This is a genomic window from Tropicimonas sediminicola (assembly GCF_900188335.1).
Lineage (GTDB): Bacteria > Pseudomonadota > Alphaproteobacteria > Rhodobacterales > Rhodobacteraceae > Tropicimonas > Tropicimonas sediminicola.
Map to the genome: position 1 here is coordinate 128,526 of NZ_FZOY01000008.1, position 16,819 is coordinate 145,344.

A 16,819-nucleotide genomic window follows, 5' to 3' on the forward strand; every position below is an offset into this window, starting at 1 on the left:
GCGTCAGCATAGTCCCAACCCCCCGGTGGCGATATCGCCGGGATGCAGGGCCGGGCGGTGCCGGAACCTTCCGCCATCGCCGGCGTTGTCTGCCCATGCAGACGAACAAAGTGCGCCCGATATCACCCCCACACGCCTCCGAGGCTGCCCTGCCGGCCGGCGGTTACGAGGCCCTGCCCGACATCTCCTGCCTGGTTCCGAAGGTCCGGTCCCTCGGTCCGGCCGACCGGCGGCGGGTCGGCGTGGAGATCGAGTTCGGCGGGCTGTCGCCCGAAGCGGCCGCGGCCTGCGTGGCCGATGTGCTGGGCGGCAGGCCCGAGCGTCTCGGCCCGGGGAACTGGTGGGTGTCCGGCGGACGCCACGGCGACGTGAAGATCTACCTCGACACCGCGTGGCGCCCGAGCGAGGACAGCGCCCTCGCTCGCGCCGGTGTGGAGCTGGGGCGTTCCGTCGTGCCGGTGGAGATCGTCACCGAGCCGCTGCCGCAATCCGCCCTGCCCGAGGTCGGCGTCCTGATCGGGAGCCTCGACGAGGCCGGCGCCGAAGGGACCGAGGCGGGGTTGCTGCGCGGCTACGGCCTGCATCTGAACATCGAGCTCGCCGATCCCGAGGAAGGCGCGGACATGGCCCGGATCGCGCTTGCCTATGGGCTGCTCGAGGGCTGGCTGCGGCATCGCGATCCGCTGGACACGGGGCGGCGGATGCTGCCCTTCGTCGATCCCTGGCCCACATCCCTGACCGCCGACCTCGCGGCCGAGTGGCCCGACCTCGACCGCCAGGGCCTTCTGGAAGCGCTGCACCGTCACATCTCCAGCCGGAACTACGGGCTCGACCTGCTGCCCGCCTGGGCCTCCGTAGCGCGGGAGGATTTCACGCGCTGGATGCCGGAGGACAGCAGCGTCACCGCACGGCCCGCCTATCACTATCGCCTGCCCGATTGCCGGATCGGCAGCCCGGGCTGGTCGCTGGCCTATGAATGGAACCGCTGGGTGCTGATCGAGCGGCTGGCGGCAGACAGCCGGCGTCTGACGGCGCTCTGCCATGCCTGGTGGCTGACCCGCGAGGCGCCGCTGGTTCCGGACCGCGGCGAATGGTTCGCCTCGGTGACGCGCATCCTGGGTCCGCTGGCGGACCTGGCGCCGGAGGGCGGGCCCGACGCATCGGCGGGGGCGTGATGGGACGCGCAACGCGCCCCCGCATCGCCGTGACCACCTCCGCCCGCTCCGGCTGGCGGATCTTTCCGCTGGTGGCGCTGAACCTGTGGCTCACCGGGGGCCGGGGCGAGCGCTGGGGCACCGGGCGGCCGGCCGATCTGGACGATGTTGATGGGTTGATCATCGGCGGCGGCGACGACATCTCCCCCGCGCTCTACGGCGGCGAGCTGGTGGCCGAGGCGCGGCTGGACCCGGCCCGTGACCGGCTGGAACGCGGGTTGGCCGAGGCGGCGCTGGCGCGCGGCATCCCGGTTCTGGGGATCTGCCGCGGGGCGCAGATGCTGAACGTGGCCGCCGGCGGCACGCTGATGGGCGACGCCTTTGCCCGCCACCCGGAGTCCCGCCATTACAGCACCATCCTGCCGCGCCGGAAGGTCCGGCTGCGCCCGGGCACCTGGCTCGCCGCGCTTGCCGGTAAGGAGTGCCTGAAGGTCAATGCGCTGCACAGCCAGGCGGTGGATCGGCTCGGCGAGGGCATGCGCGTTTCCGCCCGCGATGGCGGCGGCATGGTGCAGGCGATCGAGCGGGTGACCGACCCGATGGCGATCGGCGTCCAGTGGCATCCGGAGCACCTGTTCTATCGCCGGGCGCAGCGCCGGATCTTTGCCGCGCTGGTGGCCGCGGCACGGGCCCGCACCGAGGGCCGGCGCAGCGGCGAGGATCAGGCCCGCGCGGTTGCGAGCGCGCTGGCCAGCCCCGGCTGAGGGGCCGCTCCCACTTCGACATTTCCGAAAGAATGGATGGAAAGGTGCGGCACCCGGAGGGACGCGGCACCCGGGGTCGTTTGATCTGAACGCGCGGCCCGGTGGCGGGCCGCGCAACCAGGCAGATCAGTGGTGGGTCGCAAGGTGCTCGGCGAGCCAGTCCTTGCCGTAGTCGTTGCCGTTCGGCGTGCGGACGATCGAATGCGCATGGGTGCGCACCGGCACGTCGCGCGGGTATCCCTCGACATTCGCAAGCGGCTTGTGGGTCTGGTGGTCGAACTCGATCAGAACCACGGGGCTCTGGATGCGGTAGTAGAACACCGCGTCGTCCGCCGTTCCGCCGATCCAGGCGAACCAGGTCTCGTCGAGATGGGTCGCGATATGGTCCAGCCATGCCTCAGCGTGGCCTTCCTCCATGTCGTTGGCATAGGCGGCGATCACGCCCATCAGGTCTTCGCGCTGCTCCTCGGTCATCTCGGCGGCATTGAGGCCGGCATAGGGGATCTCCACGTTGTCGGAGAAGGCCGCGGCAATCATGTCGTCGCTCACCTTCTCGGGGGAGATCACGGCCTGGTCGAGCTGCGCCTCGTCCAGCGACTGGGCAAAGGCGAGGCCGAGGTTCTGCTTGGTCTGCAGGATCGACAGGCCGGCGTCGCTGGTACCTTCGGGGGCGATGGTCGGCTCGGCCCCGAGGAAGGCAGGCGTGATCGAGAGCTGGTCGCCGACCACGAGGAAGTTGATGGCAATGTGGTGCCCGTCGATCTGGAAGCCCCAGGGCGTTTCCGCGTCGGGGGTGCCCATCATGGTGAACCAGTAGAGGTTCTTGTTGAACCGGTCGAGCTCGCCGGTCAGTTCGCCCAGCGTGCGGTTGAGCTGCATGGCGTCGCGCACTTCGGTCATGCCCTGGTCGCTCAGGACGGCGTCCAGCATGGCGAAGGCCGCGGACTTCTGCGCGTCCGTCATCTCGTCGAGGCTGACGCCCTCGCGGTCGTAATCGTCGACGTTGCTCCACAGGCGCCATTCCAGCGCATCGACGTCATAGAGCGCCGCGTCGCGCTGCTCATCGGTCAGCGACGCGATGAAGGCGGAGGCGGCGTCCCGCACGGCGTCGGTGGAGAGGCCGGTCACGGTGAGCGGATAGAGGTCGGGAACGACGGTGCCGTCGGTGGTGATGCCGACGAAGGGATCCTCGGCGACCTGCTCCGCGCTCAGCCGCGCACCGTCGCCACCGGGGGGCGGGCCGGATTGCGCATGGGCGGCAAGGGCGGTGAGGCTGAGGACAAGGGCGGTGGAACGGATGATGCGGGCGGGGATGTTCAAGAGCTTCTCCAGTGGCGGGGGGGCTGCCATCAGCAGACCTGTTGGCGGGAATGTGCAGCGACCCCCGCCGGAAGGATTCCGGTGGGGGTCGGCGGGGCCGGTGTGCAGCAAGGCGCGGATCGATCAGCCTTCGAATTCGGGGAGCTGTTCGAGCTGCTCGCGGCCGAGGTCGACATGGACGGTCAGGCGATCGAGATCGTCCGTGGCGATGGACATGCTTTCGTAATCCACGGCGACGGGTTTCTCGCCGATGCCGAGGAAGCCGCCGACGTCGATCACGCCAGTCTCGATCTGGCCATCCTCGGCCAGGACCAGCTCGCCGAGTTCGCCGACATGCTCATGGTTGCCGTCATAGACCGGCGCACCGGTGAGGCGGTCGGCAGTCAGGGCGGCGCGGTCCGCGAGGGTGAAGCCCCGGGCTTCCATGTCCGGCGCGGGGGCGACGAAGACGCCGTCCTCCTGCCAGGTCTGCGGCAGGTGCTCCGGCGGCTGCTCGGCGCGGGCGGTGTCCTCGGCGGGCATGTCGTCGGCCATGGCCTCACGGGTCGGCTCGGCCGCCTCGTATTCCGGCGCATCCTCCAGCGAGGCGCGGTCGCCGGCGAAGACGACGAACCAGCCGGAGCCGTCCTTCTCGGCCACGATGTCGAGGCCCGGCATGCCCACGGCCACGGTCTTTTCACCGATCCCGAGGAAGCCGCCGACATCGACCAGCGCGGCCTCGATGCGGCCGTCGCGGGCGATCAGGATGTCACCGACCTCGCCCACGTCGTCCCAATTGTCGACGATGTCGACGACGGGCTGATCGACGGGCACTTCCTCGGCGACATAGACGCGGGCGCCGATCAGGTCGGAGGCTTCCAGCGACTGGGCGGAGGGGGCTGCCAGGAACTCGGTGTGCATGGGCACGCCTTCGCCATTCACGGCGGCGGGCATTTCCGTGTGCATGGCGCCGGGCTGCGGTCTGGGGGCTTCGGTTTCCATCTGCGCGGTCGCGACCATCGGCAGAACGATGCTGGTGGCGAAGACGGTACCGAGGAACATCCGTGTCATGAGCGTTTCCTTCTCCTGAGCTGCGGCGTCGCGCCGCTGATTGGAGAAAGAACCGCGCAGAGCGGCGCCAGGTTCCTGAAATTTATCGTTTTTTCACCGGAACAATTCACGCCTGCGGGCGTTTGCGCGCTCCGGATCGCGCTGTCAGCCGGCGGCGCGCTCCAGCGTTTCGCTCAGGTCATCAAGCGCGCGCCGCTCGTCGTCGTTGCGGGCTTGCGGGCGCAGGCGGGCGATGAGCTGGCCCAGGTGGTCCCGGGTCATCGGGTCGTCCGCCACGTAGGGAAGCGCCGCGGCGAAGCTGCGGTCCAGCAGCGTCGGGAAGTCCAGCCAGCGCCGGCCGAGCGGGCCGGAGACGCCGTCGGCGAGCCCGCCCTCGTGGGTCAGCGCGGCGTCGAGCGCGCCGTACATCCGGTTGAGGCAATCGTGGGCGGTGAAGGGATCGTTGACCCCCGGCGACAGGGCGCGGGCCGCGATTTCGACGAGCTGGTCGGCCACGAAGAGCGGGTTCTGCTCCTCGGTGCAGCTGTCGCCGAGGGCGAAGCAGGCGCGGATCGCGTCGCAGGCCTCCTCGTCGGGCGCGGTGCTGTTCTCGCCGGGGTGAACCTCGACCACCGGCGCGGCGGCGGTGACGAAATCCCCGGGCTGGGCCCGCAGCAGGATGATCCAGCCGTTGTCGTCCCGCAGCGTCTTGAGCCGGTCGAGATCCAGCGTCCGGACGTAGCCGGAGGTGCCGAGGCTCGGTTGCGCCAGGGGCGCGCCTTGCAGGTCGGGCACGTTCTCCGGCTCGGCCGGATCGGCGATCTCGTTGCGGATCGCCGCTTCCAGCCGGCGACCGAGCCCGGCGATGATGTTGCCGACGTTGATCGTCTCCGGCACGTGGTGGATGAAGTAGATCATCACCAGAACCGAGATCATGGTCAGCCCGAAGGCCACCCCGACCGACAGATGCGGCACGAAGATCTCGGCCTCCGGCCCCTTCACCGCGCGCAGGGACTGGAGACAGAAGGCGAAGGTGGCGATCAGGATGCCGAGCGACCATTGATTGCCGCGGTCGCGCATGAAGTTGCCGACCAGCCGCGGCCCGAAATTGCCGGAGGCGAAGGAGACCGCCACCATGGTCAGCGAGAACATCACCCCGGTGACGCCGATCACCGAGCTGGCCATCAGCGACAGCAGCCCCCGCGCACCGGCGGGCTGGGTGTCCCGCAGGACGGCGGGCAGGAGCGAGAGCGCCAGCTCCGGCTGGGTGCGCTCCAGCCAGAGCAGGCTGAAGGCCAGCACCTGCGAGAGCGCCACGAGGACCAGCGGCAGGAACCAGTAGCTCGCCCGCAGGTCGCGCAGCAACGTCAGGATCCAGGCGCGCGACCCCATGTCAGGACGATGTCGCTGCGGCGGCGGGGAGGGTCATGGCGGCAGGGGCCTCCGGCTGGATGCGAATGCGGGTGGGCGTTGCACTCACCTTGTCGGGGGTGCCGTGGATTTGGAAGCCGGAAACCGCCCGCTCTGGCGGCACCGCAAAAAGAAACCGGCCGCCACCACGCGGGCGACGGCCGGAAAAGCGCGTTCATTCCGGCCGCGGCCGGGGCCGGTCAGGAGCGGCGCATCCACCAGACTGCGCCGGCGGCCAGGGCGGCGGCGATCACCGCGGCGGCGATGGCCTCGGTCCCGTGCGGGTGGGCATGGGCGATCGGCCCGCCTTCGTGGGCCATCGCGGGCAGCGCGGCGACCAGGGCGGGGAGGATGGCGAGTTTCTTCATCGTGAAAGCTCCGTCTTTCTCAGGGCCAGGAAATCTCTGATATCGGTCGTCACTTTCTCGTCCATGGAGACATAGACGAGCGACATGTTGGTACGGTCCTGCACCATCGAGCCCGGAAAGGGAAGATAGCTCAGTTCCCGCGACCCGAAGGAGGGTGAAGCGGTGCCCACCTGCCATTCGGTCTTCAGCTCCACGTCGACCAGCTTCAGCGCCGTTGCGCCGCCGACCCCCGGTTTCTCGAAGGGCACACCCGCGAGCCGCAGGTAGGCGGACTTGTCGGCGGCGTTCACGAACCCGTCGATGAACTGGGTGGCGAGCACCTGCAGGTCCGCCGCCTCGTCCTCGGCATGCATGTGCGAATGCAGGTGGTCGCCGTGGGCGTGGTTGTGGCCCTCGCCATGGGGCGCGTGGTCGTGATGGTGGTGATGATGGTGCGGGTGATCATGTGGCATTGGACCACCTCTTGCCTTCGAACTGGCCGTGCGGGATCGAGACCGGCTTGTCGATATGCGCCTTGTGCTTGCCGAGCGTGCCGTTGGAGACCATCGCGCCGAGCACGTCCACGATCACGCGGGTGCCCATGAGGGCGGTGATCTCGGAGGTGTCGTAGGGCGGCGCGACCTCGACCAGCTCCATGCCGCAGATCCCCTCGGCCGCGACCTTGGAGGCCAGCGCCAGCGCCTCGCGCGGCAGGAAGCCGCCCGGTTCGGGCCAGCCGGTGCCGGGGACGAAACCGCAGTCGATGCTGTCGATGTCGAAGGACATGTAGACCATGTCCACCCCGTCCCAGGCCATCTCCAGCGCCATCTCGGCGGTCTTGTCGACGCCCATCTTTTCCATGTCGGACATGGTGATGATGTTGGTCTCGCGCTCGCGGGCGACCTTCACCGCCTCGCGCGGGACCTGCCAGCCGCCGATGCCGACCTGCACGAGGTTCTTTGCGGGCACGTTGGGCAGGTTGGTGGAGTGGAACCACGGCGTGGTGTGCATCCGCTCGTCGAGATCCTTTTCCTGGATGTCGGCATGGCGGTCGAAATGGACGATGCCGATCTTCTTCGACGTGCATTCGGCAATGCCACGCACGCAGGGAAAGCCGATGGAATGGTCGCCGCCGATCATGATCGGGAGCGAGCCGCTGGAAAAGACGTGGGAGACGGCGCGGGAGATCTGGTCGAAGCTCTTCTCGATATTGGCGGGGATGGTAAAGACGTCGCCCGCGTCGCAGAGCGTCATCTGCTCGCGCAGGTCCACGCCGATCTCGTAGTTGTAGGGCGTGTAGAGCGCGGAGATCTTGCGCACGCCCTGCGGGCCGAAGCGGGTGCCGGCGCGATAGGTGGTGCCGCCGTCGAAGGGAATGCCGAGCACGGTGGCGTCGTAATTGGCCACCTCCAGCACGTCCTCGGCATAGGGCGCCTTGAGGAAGGTGTTGATGCCGGCGTAATGCGGCAGCTCGCCCCGCGCGAAGGTCGGGATCGACTTGTCCTCGATGCTGTCGGCCCCGGTCAGGCCCATGCGCAGCGCCCAGCGGCGTTCCTCGTCCCAGCGGGTGCCGGGGATCTCGGCCTCGGCCTGCATCGCCTTCCAGCCCAGCAACTTGGTCAGGTCCGGATGGTGATGGCGCGCATCGACGTGGCGCATCTGCCTCGGGTGATGGGGCCGCGAACGGTCACGCGGGGATGGGAACATGGGTTTCCTCCGTCAGTCTCTGGAAGGGAATGCCGCCGTCGCGGGCATCGAAATCGTAGGTGATGGTGGCGCCGAAGGCCTCGGGGTCGGTCGGGTCCCAGCGCGGCTTGTCGAAGACGAGCACCCGATCGCCGAGCTTGAAGCCCTCGGTCAGGTCGTGGGTGACCATGAAGACGGTCATGTTGGTCTCGGCGCGCAGCTCCATCAGGAAGTCGTGCATCTGAAGCCGCGTGCCGGGGTCGAGCGCGCCGAAGGGCTCGTCCAGCAGCAGGATGCGCGGCTTGGCGGTGAGCGCCTGCCCGATGGCGAGGCGCTGCTGCATGCCGCCCGAGAGCGTCGCCGGGTACTGGTCCGCCACATGCGCAAGCCCGATGCGGGCGAGCACGGTGTCGGCGCGGTCCCGCGCCTCCTTCCGGGCCTTGCCGAAGAAACGGCCGAGCGGCTGGCCGAGGCTTTCGCCGGCGATGATGTTCTGCCGGATCGTCATGTGGGGGAAGACGGAGTAGCGCTGGAACACCACGCCGCGCTCGGGGTTGGGCTCCACGGCGGGCGGGTTTCCGTCGATGGAGATCGTGCCGCGGGTCGGTGTTTCCTGCGCCAGCAGGAGCCGCAGGAAAGTGGACTTGCCGCAGCCCGAGGCGCCAACGATGGAGATGAACTCGCCCTCGTCGACCTCGACGTTGACGCGTTCGAGGATCGGGCGGCGCCCGTAGGACTGGAAGACGTCGCGGACGGAGACGAAGCTCATTCTGACCCCTCCGCATTGAAGAGATGCGTCCCGTCGCAAGGTCCCGCCCGACGGCAACGCCGGGCAGCGCCCGACCCGCCCCCCAGGGCGGGCGCGTTCTGCGCCTCCCCTCTGGCCGGGCGCTGCCCTCTGTACGGGTTGATGACGAATCCCGGCATCACAGCCCCTCCTCCATCCACGGGAACAGCCGGACCGACAGCTTCCGCAGCGCCCAGTCGATCACGAAGGCGAGGAAGGTGATCCAGATGACATAAGTCAGGATCACGTCCATCGCGAGGTAGCGGCGGACGAGGAAGATGCGGTAGCCGAGGCCGAGATCGGAGGCGATGGCCTCGGCCGCGATCAGGAACAGCCAGGCCGGGCCGAGCGAAAGCCGCACCGCCTGGATCAGCCGGGGCAGCACCTGCGGCAGCGCCACGCGCAGCGCGATCACGGCCGAGGAGGCGCCGAGCGTCTCGGCCTTGACGATCTGCTCCCGCGGGATCTCGATCACCCGCTGGCTGAGGTCGCGTATCAGGAAGGGCGTGATGCCGATCACGATCAGAACGACCTTTGACAGCTCCCCCAGCCCGAAGACGATGAAGAGGATCGGCAGCAGCGCCAGCGGCGGCACCATGGAGACCACGGCGATGAACCCCGCGAGCCCTGCCCGCATGTGCGGAAACAGCCCGATCAGCAGCCCCGCGCCGAGCCCGATGGTGGCCGCGATCGCCACCCCGAGGCCAAGCCGTTGCAGGCTCATGGCGGTGTCGTGCCAGAGCAGGATCCGCCCCGAGCGCTTGTCGGGCTCTGTGAACAGGCGCTGGGCGGTCTCGAAGATGGTCGAGGGTGCGGGCAGCAGCTTGTCGGCCGGGTTCGCGGCCAGGCGGATGTCGGAGGCGATCACGTAGGCCACCAGCACCAGCGCGAACGGCAGCAGCGCGAGGAAGGTGGCCAGCACGGGGCCGGGTTTTCGGTTGATCAGGCGCATGGCAAGCTCCGGGCACACCCTGCCGCGCCACGGCGGCAGGGCGCTGGCCTCGCGAGAGGGGGGTTACAGGCTGCCCTCGGCCGCCATTTTCATGTAGGTCGTGTCGTAGCGGAACTTCACGTTGTTCGCGTCGCCGGTCACGGAGCCGTCCGGGTAGGCGACCCCCACGAAGTCGGCGGACGGCGCGCCTTCGCCGAGGATCCCCTTGTCGAACAGGAACTCGGCCACGCTGACCATGGTGTCGGGCAGTTCCGGGCCTTCGGTAAAGGCGACGGCCTCGGCCGGGGTCCAGAACATCTTCGTCGAGTCGAGCTGCGCCTTGTAGCCGGCGAGGTCGGTGCCGGAGGCTTCGGCCATCGCGGTCAGCGCCTCCTCGTCGCCCGATTGCATCAGCGCCATCACCTCGTACCAGGCGCCGACCATCGCCTTGCCGAAGGCAGGGTTGTCGGCCAGCGTCTCGGTGTTGACGACCATCAGGTCGATGATCTCGCCCGGGATATCTGCGCTGTCGAAGAGCTTGTTGGCGCCGGGCTGTTCGAGGATTGTGGAGACCAGCGGGTTCCAGGTCACGACGGCCTCGACGTCATCGGTGGCGAAGGCGGCGATCATGTCGGCGTCGGAGGTATTGATCACCCCGCCGAGGTCGGGCTCCGACAGGCCGACGCTGTCGAGCGCGCGGGCCAGCAGGTAATGCGACACGCTGAGTTCGACGAGGTTCACCGGCTTGCCGGCGAGGCTGGCGAGGTCACCCTCGCCCTTAAGGATCACCGCGTCGTTGCCGTTGGAATAGTCCCCCACGATCAGCGCCGTGGTGTCGACGCCGCCGCCCGAGGGGATCGAGAGCGTGTCCATGTTGGTGGCCGAGACGCCGTCGAAGGCGCCGGCGGTGTACTGGTTGATCGACTCGACGTAGTCGTTGATCTGCACGATCTCGACGTCGATGCCGTATTTCTCGGCCCATTTGTCCATGATGCCGGAGGTCTCGAGATACCCCCAGGGCATCCAGCCGACATAGATCGACCAGGCGACCTTGAACTCGGTTTTCTCCTGGGCCATCGCGGCAGGGGCACCGAGTGCGGCGGCGAGGATCGTGGCGGACAGAAGTGAGGTCTTCAGCATCTTTCAGCTCCCTGTCGTTCCGCCGATGTTTCGATTTGCCGGTCCGCTGGCGGAACAAGGAGATAGAGCGCGGGCGAACCGACGCAGTACTCTCCCGGGATTTTGGCCCGCCGTGTACCCGGGCGGAATTTGCCACCCCGGCGGCACTTCTCGGACCAGGCCCCGGCATCGTCGAACCGGGCGGAACCCTAAGTACCCTGCCTCTCCACCACAGCGTCGGCCGGCCTTTTCGCTCAAGGGCCGCATCTGTCTCACCCGGGTGAATTCTGCTTGCGCCCGGAATTTGGGCGCCCGAAAGCAGCGATCGACGCCTTGCTGGGCGCCTCTCGTCCGGCGACGGCCAGCCGGTGCCGAGATTCGGGCGTGAGCACGCCGAAATGCGGCGATGTGGATTTCTTTGGAACCTTTTCGCACCTGCAGCGTTAGCATGGTGCGTAATCAGATGAACGCTGATACATTGGAGTGACCATGTTTGAACTGAGCGGCTTTTTCGGCCTGATCCTGCTCGTCCTCGATATCTGGGCGATCGTGTCGATCTTCGGATCGCGCGCAGGCACCGGTGCAAAAGTGCTCTGGATCGTCCTCGTGATCGTCCTGCCCCTGGTGGGCTTCCTGATCTGGCTCTTCGCCGGCCCCCGCGCCGAGGCGAAGAGGATCTGACGCATCACCCCGGCGACCCAGCGCGGCGGCCCGTACAGGTACGCTGCGCCGGACTTCGCCAACCCTCCCCCCGCTCGCCCGCCCTTTCCCCAACCAACGACAGGTATGACCCGAAACAAGACCCAGCCCGCGCAGCTGACAATGCGCGCCAAACCCTATGAAAAGGTCGCCGTTCTGGGCGCAGGTAGCTGGGGGACGGCATTGGCCGCCCTCGCCCGCCGCGCCGGATGCCGCGTCGCCCTCTGGGGCCGGGACGCGGAGGCGCTCGCCCCCATCGCCACCCGGCAACGCAACCTGCGGCACCTGCCCGACGTGCCGCTGCCGGCCGGGATCGAACCCACCACCGACATCGCCGAGGCCCTAGACGGTGCGAGCGCGGTTCTGCTGGTCGTGCCGTCGCGTGCCGTGCGCGGGGTCTGTGCCGCCGCGGCGCCGCATATCGGGGCGGACGTGCCGGTCGCACTCTGCGCCAAGGGGGTCGAGCCCGAGAGCGGGCTGATGATGACCCAGGTGGCGGAAGAGGAGCTGGGCCCCCGCCCCTACGGCGTGCTCTCCGGCCCGACCTTTGCCCGCGAGGCCGCGCTTGGCCATCCGACGGCCGCGACGGTGGCCTTTCCCTTCACCCATGTCGACCGGCTGAACCCCGCCGCCTCCCCCGCGGCGCGGCTGGCCGTCTCGGTCTCGACCGAGAGCTTCCGCGCCTATATCTCCGACGACCCGGTTGGCGTGGAGATCGGCGGCGCGGTGAAGAACGTGATCGCCATTGCCTGCGGGATGATGACCGGCGCGGGCTTTGCCGAGAACACCCGCGCGGCGCTGATCACCCGCGGGCTTGACGAGATGAAGGCGCTGGCCGAGGCGCTCGGCGGCCGCCGCGAGACGGTGACGGGCCTGGCCGGGATCGGCGACCTGTCGCTGAGCTGTTCCTCTCCGACCTCGCGGAACATGTCGCTCGGGATGCAGCTCGGCCAGGGCCTTGCACGGAACGCGTGTTTCGACGGCCGCCCGGTGGTCGTCGAGGGCGAGGGCAACGCGCTTTCCGTCACCGACCTGGCGCATCGCGTGCGGGTGCCGATGCCGATCTGCGAGACCGTGCGGGCGATCCTGCACGAGGGCGCCGACCTCGGCACCGCCTTTGCCCGGCTCTGGGCCTCGCCGATCGAGGGCGAGCCGCGGAGCCTCGCGATCCTGCTCGATCACCCGGCCGATGCCGACGCCGTTACCGGCCTCGCCCGCCGCATCGCCTGATCCCACCCATTCCGAGGCGCAATTGCGCCCCAAGCAGACTTTGAAAGCTGAGATGACCCATACCGCTGATTTCACCACGCCGGCCGAGACCGCCGGCTTCGTCTTTCCCAACCCCTATCCCGCGCCGCTCTCCGGCCGCCGCTTCGTGCTGGCGACCGACCTGGACGGCACGTTCCTCGGTGGCACGCCGGGGGATCGCCGGACGCTCTATCGCTGGATCGAGGACAACCGCGCCACCGTCGGGCTGATCTTCGTCACCGGTCGCGACCCTGCGTTCATCCGCGATCTCTGCGGCTCGGGCGATGTGCCCTGGCCCGATTACGTGATCGGCGATGTCGGCACCACGATCGCCGAGGTCACGCCGGAGGGAGAGATCTCTCCGATCCCGGTGCTCGAGGCCGAGATCACCCGCGCCTGGAACGGCAGCGGCGCCCGCGTGCGCGAGCTGCTGGCCGACGAGCCGGGCCTGACCCTGCAGCCGACCGAGTTCCGCCACCGGGTCAGCTATGACATGGACCCGGCGCGTGTCCGGCCGAGCGCCCATGCGCTGGTGAAACGGCTCGGGCTGGAGGTGCTGACCTCCGACGACCGCTTCTTCGACGTGCTGCCCGCCGGGGTCTCCAAGGGTCCTTCGCTCAAGCGGCTGATCGCCCATCTCGGGCTGGTCGAGAGCCGCGTGCTCGCCGCCGGCGACACGCTCAACGACGCCTCGATGCTGGCGCTCGGGATTCCCGCGGTCGCCGTGGGCGGCTCCGAACGCCGCCTGCTCGACCAGGTGGGGCATTTGGACCATGTCCACGTCGCCCAAGGCGTCGGCGCGGCCGGCATCGACGAGGCGATCCGGGTGCTCGACCTGCACTGAGCCCCGCCCCACGCCCCAATTCATCCCTTCATTTCAGGAACCTGCCACATGACACCCAAGACCATCGACACAGCCGACAACAGCCAGACCTCCGACCTCGTGATCGTCTACCACCGCCAGCCCTACGAGGAGGTCGAGGAGGAGGATGGCTCTATCCGGCTGCGCGAGAACACGAGCCCGAACGGCATCGTGCCCACCTTGCGCAGCTTCTTCGCCGATGCCGACCACGGCGCCTGGATCGCCTGGAAGGCCGCCGAGGACACCGCGAACCCCGAGTTCGAGCGCCAGATCGAGATCGAGGACGCCTTCGGCCGCTATACCGTCTCGCGCCTGCCGCTGACGCCCGAACAGGTGCGCGGCTTCTACCACGTCACCTCCAAGGAGGCGTTCTGGCCGATCCTCCACAGCTTCCGCGAGCGCTACAATTACGACCCGGTGGACTGGCCGAACTTCCGGCAGGTGAACTGGGCCTTCGCCGAGGCCGCCGCCGCGCAGGCCGCGCCGGGCGCCGTGGTCTGGGTGCACGATTACAACCTGTGGCTGGTGCCGGGATACCTGCGCAAGCTGCGCCCGGACGTGAAGATCTCCTTCTTCCACCACACGCCCTTCCCCGCCGCCGATCTGTTCAACGTGCTGCCCTGGCGGCGCGAGATCGTCGAGAGCCTGCTGGCCTGCGACGTGGTCGGGTTCCACATCCCGCGCTACGCGGTGAACTTCGTGCAGGTCGCCCGCAGCCTCTTCGACGTCGAGACGACGGGCCGCGTCACGGTGGAGGAATCGCTCATCAACGAGGGCACCGCACTGACCGAGCGCAGCATGGCGACGGGCCTGCTGCACGACGGGCACAAGATCACGGTGGCCGCGACGCCGGTGGGCGTGGACGTGAGCTATATAGACACCTGCGCCCGCAGCATCGAAACCCGCAACCGCATGGCCAGCATCCGCGAGGAGCTGGGCGAGGCGCAGCTGATCCTCTCGGTCGGCCGCACGGACTACACCAAGGGCGGCGCGCAGCAGCTGGAAAGCTACGAACGGCTTCTGGAGAGCCGCCCGGACCTGCGCGGCAAGGTGCGCCTGATGCATGTTTCGGTTTCCGCCAACCGCAACATGGAGGCCTATGCCGAGATCCAGAGCGAGATCGAGCAGGTCGCCGGACGGATCAACGGCCGCTTCGGCAGCTTCGAGTGGCAGCCGGTGGCGCTGATCTCGCGCGCCGTGCCCTTCGCGGAGCTGATCGCCTATTACCGGGCGGCGGACGTCGCCTGGATCACCCCGATCGCCGATGGCATGAACCTCGTCTGCAAGGAATTCGTCGCCTCCCGCGTCGAGGGGGACGGCGTGCTGGTGCTGTCGGAATTCGCCGGCGCGGCGGTGGAGCTCGATGCGGCGATCACCACCAACCCGCTGTCGCACCGCGCCATGGACATGGCCATCGCCCACGCACTGGAGATGGGACCGGAGGAACGCGCCGAGCGCATGAAGCGGCTGCGCGCGCGGGTCGAGGCCTACGACATCCGCACTTGGGGCGAGGCGCAGCGCGCCCTGCTGGACTGGACCAACAAGGGCAAGCGGGTCCCGGCCACGGCGGCCTGACCCGCCCGTTGGAGGGCCGCGCCGCCGCGAGGCGGCGCCCGGCCCAACGGGAGGAGGCGCATCTTCGATGCGTCGACGACGGGCGGGAGCCCCGCTCTCCTGCGGGCTGCCCGCCATACCATTAACGAGTGCGGGGGCGGCCCTGGCGCCGCCCCTATTCCGCGCTCCGTCCCTCGCTGAGCAGATCCGTGCCGGCGTCGGGCGCCTTGCGCTCGCGGTCCACCGCCTCCTCGGTCGCCTGGTCCGGGATCTCCGGCGTGGCGGCCTGCGGCAGGTCGGCATCCGGCACGGGCCGATTGGCCGGTACCGACGGAGGCACGGCAAGCTCCTCCGGCGCATTCTCGATCCGCAGCCGATAGATCGGCTCCGGCAGGCCGAAGCCTGCGCCTTCCAGCGCGGTCTTGGTGGCCCGGATCGCCTCGCCGCGGGCCTTCTGGAAATCGCTGCTCTGCTGATCGACCCAGCCCGCGAAGGTCAGGACGACATTCGAGTCCCCGACATCCGAGATCCAGGCCGAGACCGGCGGGTCGCGCAGCACGAAGGCCAGGCCTTCGAGCGCCGCGACCGAGGTGGAGAGCGCGGCGGCGAGATCCGCATCGGCATCGACACCGAGATCGAAGGTGAAGCGGCGGTTGGAATCGCGGGTGTAGTTCACGATCCGGCCCTTGTAGACGGTCGCATTGGGGATCCGGATGTGGTTGCCGTCCGGCGAGATCAGGATGGTCGCCCGCGAGGTCAACCGCGCCACGCTGCCCAGATCGCCGTCGATCTCGACGAAATCGTTGGGGCGAAACGGCTGGCGCAGGCTGAGCAGGATCGAGGCGATGAAATTCTCCACCGTGTCGCGCACCGCGAACCCCACGGCCAGGCCGACCACGCCGGCCGCGCCCAGCACCGCGCCGATCAGGGCGGTTGCGTTAAGGATGTCGAGGGCGATCACCAGCCCCAGCAAGAGGAACGCGATCCGCGCGACAGCGCGGTAGATGTCGGCGATGAAGCTGTTCGGCGCGAGCCTGCGCCAGAGCGACAACCGGCTGGCCAGCATCCAGCCGAGCCCGGAAATCACGGCAAAGACGCCGAGCGACACGAGAAAGATCGGCGCGTTGACGAGAATCCGCTCGCCGCGTCCCATCACGCGGTCGAGCGCCGGTGCAAGGCGCTCGTTCAGGTCGGCGTTCTGCTGCAGCTCGTTCTCGATCGCCACCACGCCCTGCACGCGGCCGATGATGCCGGAGAGTTCCTCTTCCGCGGCGCTGTCCATGACGATGCCTTCGAGCGTGACAACACCGGAGGCGACGGAAACCTGTACGCGCTCGAACGCCTCGAGCTCGGCCAGCACCTGCTGGATCCTGTTCCGTATCTCTGCATCGGAGATGGCGTTCTCGCCCACCTCGATCGCGCCCTCGGGCGCTGTCGGGGCCGTGGTCTGGGCGGCGGCGGCGCCTGCGATCAGCGTCAGGACCACGGCCAAAAGAAAGGCCGGCAGGCGGGGCTGTCCCGCCTGCCGGCCCGGCGTTCCGATTGTGGCGCGCATCAGGAGCGGCCGCGCACGCTCAACCCGATCAGCAGGCCGACGCCGAGCGCGCCGGCGAGGGCAAGGCCCGGGTTCTCGCGAACGAAGCGCGCGCCTTCCTCCGTGGCCTGCTGGGCGGTCTCGCCCAGTTGCTGGGCCGTGCCGCCGAGCTGGTCGCGCATCTCGGCGCCGCGCTCCCGGAGCGCCTCGGAATGTTCGGCCAGCCGTTCGCGGACCTGGTCCGCGACGCCGGGGTCGCTCGCGGCGCCGGTCCGGGGCTTGGTGGTGTCGTTGGGGTCGATGCTTCCGTTGGGGTGATAGGTGCTGGTCATGGATCGTCTCCTTGAATGGGGATGGTCGGGTCTCCGCGCGTCG

The 16,819-nt window shown here is 68.9% G+C and carries 17 protein-coding genes and 1 riboswitch; of the genes, 6 read left to right on the top strand and 11 right to left on the bottom strand.

What is annotated here, in order from left to right; translation table 11 throughout:
- Nucleotides 1-95: 95 nt before the first annotated feature.
- Complete coding sequence (locus CHB86_RS18665) at nt 96-1,175, top strand: amidoligase family protein (protein ID WP_089234616.1); 1,080 nt, start codon at nt 96-98, stop codon at nt 1,173-1,175.
- A complete protein-coding gene (locus CHB86_RS18670; protein ID WP_089234617.1) occupies nt 1,175-1,918 on the top strand; it encodes a gamma-glutamyl-gamma-aminobutyrate hydrolase family protein in 744 nt (247 codons plus the stop codon). The genes CHB86_RS18665 and CHB86_RS18670 overlap by 1 nt, the downstream gene beginning before the upstream one ends.
- Before the next feature lie 126 nt (nt 1,919-2,044).
- On the opposite strand, the gene CHB86_RS18675 is transcribed toward CHB86_RS18670, so the two are convergent.
- The 9 genes from CHB86_RS18675 to CHB86_RS18710 form a co-directional block, all read right to left on the bottom strand.
- Nucleotides 2,045-3,238: a DUF3500 domain-containing protein gene (locus CHB86_RS18675; protein WP_176442932.1), complete on the bottom strand. Its 1,194-nt coding sequence runs from the start codon at nt 3,236-3,238 to the stop codon at nt 2,045-2,047.
- A gap of 123 nt (nt 3,239-3,361) precedes the next feature.
- On the bottom strand, nt 3,362-4,288 hold the full coding sequence (locus CHB86_RS18680) for a PRC-barrel domain-containing protein (RefSeq protein WP_089234619.1): 927 nt from the start codon (nt 4,286-4,288) through the stop codon (nt 3,362-3,364).
- Nucleotides 4,289-4,432: 144 nt separating this feature from the next.
- Nucleotides 4,433-5,659, bottom strand: coding sequence for a DUF2254 domain-containing protein (locus tag CHB86_RS18685; protein ID WP_089234620.1), 1,227 nt, complete (start codon nt 5,657-5,659; stop codon nt 4,433-4,435).
- Nucleotides 5,660-5,877: 218 nt separating this feature from the next.
- Nucleotides 5,878-6,045: a hypothetical protein gene (locus tag CHB86_RS24735; protein ID WP_176442933.1), complete on the bottom strand. Its 168-nt coding sequence runs from the start codon at nt 6,043-6,045 to the stop codon at nt 5,878-5,880.
- Nucleotides 6,042-6,497 carry a hypothetical protein gene (locus CHB86_RS18690; protein ID WP_089234621.1) on the bottom strand — a complete coding sequence of 152 codons (456 nt, stop codon included), beginning with the start codon at nt 6,495-6,497 and terminating at the stop codon, nt 6,042-6,044. Before CHB86_RS18690 ends, CHB86_RS24735 begins: the two co-directional genes overlap by 4 nt.
- Nucleotides 6,487-7,731 carry an agmatinase family protein gene (locus CHB86_RS18695; protein WP_217898338.1) on the bottom strand — a complete coding sequence of 415 codons (1,245 nt, stop codon included), beginning with the start codon at nt 7,729-7,731 and terminating at the stop codon, nt 6,487-6,489. Before CHB86_RS18695 ends, CHB86_RS18690 begins: the two co-directional genes overlap by 11 nt.
- Complete coding sequence (locus tag CHB86_RS18700; RefSeq protein ID WP_089234623.1) at nt 7,712-8,479, bottom strand: ABC transporter ATP-binding protein; 768 nt, start codon at nt 8,477-8,479, stop codon at nt 7,712-7,714. The genes CHB86_RS18695 and CHB86_RS18700 overlap by 20 nt, the downstream gene beginning before the upstream one ends.
- Before the next feature lie 157 nt (nt 8,480-8,636).
- Nucleotides 8,637-9,449 carry an ABC transporter permease gene (locus CHB86_RS18705; protein WP_089234624.1) on the bottom strand — a complete coding sequence of 271 codons (813 nt, stop codon included), beginning with the start codon at nt 9,447-9,449 and terminating at the stop codon, nt 8,637-8,639.
- Between the two features lie 63 nt (nt 9,450-9,512).
- Nucleotides 9,513-10,568 (bottom strand): putative urea ABC transporter substrate-binding protein, encoded by a 1,056-nt coding sequence (locus CHB86_RS18710; RefSeq protein ID WP_089234625.1) that lies wholly within the window; start codon nt 10,566-10,568, stop codon nt 9,513-9,515.
- An 89-nt stretch (nt 10,569-10,657) separates the two neighbouring features.
- Nucleotides 10,658-10,771, bottom strand: a riboswitch (guanidine-I (ykkC/yxkD leader).
- A gap of 265 nt (nt 10,772-11,036) precedes the next feature.
- Between CHB86_RS18710 and CHB86_RS18715 the strand changes: the two genes are divergently transcribed.
- The 4 genes from CHB86_RS18715 to ggpS all read left to right on the top strand — a co-directional run bounded on the left by CHB86_RS18715 (nt 11,037) and on the right by ggpS (nt 14,931).
- Nucleotides 11,037-11,228 carry a PLD nuclease N-terminal domain-containing protein gene (locus CHB86_RS18715; RefSeq protein WP_089234626.1) on the top strand — a complete coding sequence of 64 codons (192 nt, stop codon included), beginning with the start codon at nt 11,037-11,039 and terminating at the stop codon, nt 11,226-11,228.
- Nucleotides 11,229-11,369: 141 nt separating this feature from the next.
- A complete protein-coding gene (locus CHB86_RS18720; protein WP_089234749.1) occupies nt 11,370-12,476 on the top strand; it encodes an NAD(P)H-dependent glycerol-3-phosphate dehydrogenase in 1,107 nt (368 codons plus the stop codon).
- A 52-nt stretch (nt 12,477-12,528) separates the two neighbouring features.
- The gene (locus tag CHB86_RS18725) at nt 12,529-13,338 is read left to right on the top strand and encodes an HAD family hydrolase (RefSeq protein WP_089234627.1); all 810 of its coding nucleotides are present in this window, start codon (nt 12,529-12,531) and stop codon (nt 13,336-13,338) included.
- 48 nt (nt 13,339-13,386) lie between these two features.
- The gene (gene ggpS / locus CHB86_RS18730; RefSeq protein WP_089234628.1) at nt 13,387-14,931 is read left to right on the top strand and encodes a glucosylglycerol-phosphate synthase; all 1,545 of its coding nucleotides are present in this window, start codon (nt 13,387-13,389) and stop codon (nt 14,929-14,931) included.
- A 154-nt stretch (nt 14,932-15,085) separates the two neighbouring features.
- Here ggpS and CHB86_RS18735 read toward each other — a convergent pair whose 3' ends face one another.
- Complete coding sequence (locus tag CHB86_RS18735) at nt 15,086-16,465, bottom strand: mechanosensitive ion channel domain-containing protein (protein ID WP_089234629.1); 1,380 nt, start codon at nt 16,463-16,465, stop codon at nt 15,086-15,088.
- A complete protein-coding gene (locus tag CHB86_RS18740; RefSeq protein ID WP_089234630.1) occupies nt 16,465-16,776 on the bottom strand; it encodes an ElaB/YgaM/YqjD family protein in 312 nt (103 codons plus the stop codon). The genes CHB86_RS18735 and CHB86_RS18740 overlap by 1 nt, the downstream gene beginning before the upstream one ends.
- Nucleotides 16,777-16,819: the final 43 nt, after the last annotated feature.

Bases quoted from the DNA above. Each gene is read 5' to 3' on its own strand.
- CHB86_RS18715 (WP_089234626.1), top strand. From the start codon at position 11,037: ATGTTTGAACTGAGCGGCTTTTTCGGCCTGATCCTGCTCGTCCTCGAT.
- CHB86_RS18725 (WP_089234627.1), top strand. From the start codon at position 12,529: ATGACCCATACCGCTGATTTCACCACGCCGGCCGAGACCGCCGGCTTC.
- CHB86_RS18735 (WP_089234629.1), bottom strand. From the start codon at position 16,465: ATGCGCGCCACAATCGGAACGCCGGGCCGGCAGGCGGGACAGCCCCGC.
- CHB86_RS18670 (WP_089234617.1), top strand. From the start codon at position 1,175: ATGGGACGCGCAACGCGCCCCCGCATCGCCGTGACCACCTCCGCCCGC.
- CHB86_RS18695 (WP_217898338.1), bottom strand. From the start codon at position 7,731: ATGTTCCCATCCCCGCGTGACCGTTCGCGGCCCCATCACCCGAGGCAG.
- CHB86_RS18710 (WP_089234625.1), bottom strand. From the start codon at position 10,568: ATGCTGAAGACCTCACTTCTGTCCGCCACGATCCTCGCCGCCGCACTC.
- CHB86_RS18690 (WP_089234621.1), bottom strand. From the start codon at position 6,497: ATGCCACATGATCACCCGCACCATCATCACCACCATCACGACCACGCG.
- CHB86_RS18720 (WP_089234749.1), top strand. From the start codon at position 11,370: ATGCGCGCCAAACCCTATGAAAAGGTCGCCGTTCTGGGCGCAGGTAGC.
- CHB86_RS18685 (WP_089234620.1), bottom strand. From the start codon at position 5,659: ATGGGGTCGCGCGCCTGGATCCTGACGTTGCTGCGCGACCTGCGGGCG.
- CHB86_RS18665 (WP_089234616.1), top strand. From the start codon at position 96: ATGCAGACGAACAAAGTGCGCCCGATATCACCCCCACACGCCTCCGAG.
- CHB86_RS18700 (WP_089234623.1), bottom strand. From the start codon at position 8,479: ATGAGCTTCGTCTCCGTCCGCGACGTCTTCCAGTCCTACGGGCGCCGC.
- ggpS (WP_089234628.1), top strand. From the start codon at position 13,387: ATGACACCCAAGACCATCGACACAGCCGACAACAGCCAGACCTCCGAC.
- CHB86_RS18705 (WP_089234624.1), bottom strand. From the start codon at position 9,449: ATGCGCCTGATCAACCGAAAACCCGGCCCCGTGCTGGCCACCTTCCTC.
- CHB86_RS18740 (WP_089234630.1), bottom strand. From the start codon at position 16,776: ATGACCAGCACCTATCACCCCAACGGAAGCATCGACCCCAACGACACC.
- CHB86_RS18680 (WP_089234619.1), bottom strand. From the start codon at position 4,288: ATGACACGGATGTTCCTCGGTACCGTCTTCGCCACCAGCATCGTTCTG.
- CHB86_RS24735 (WP_176442933.1), bottom strand. From the start codon at position 6,045: ATGAAGAAACTCGCCATCCTCCCCGCCCTGGTCGCCGCGCTGCCCGCG.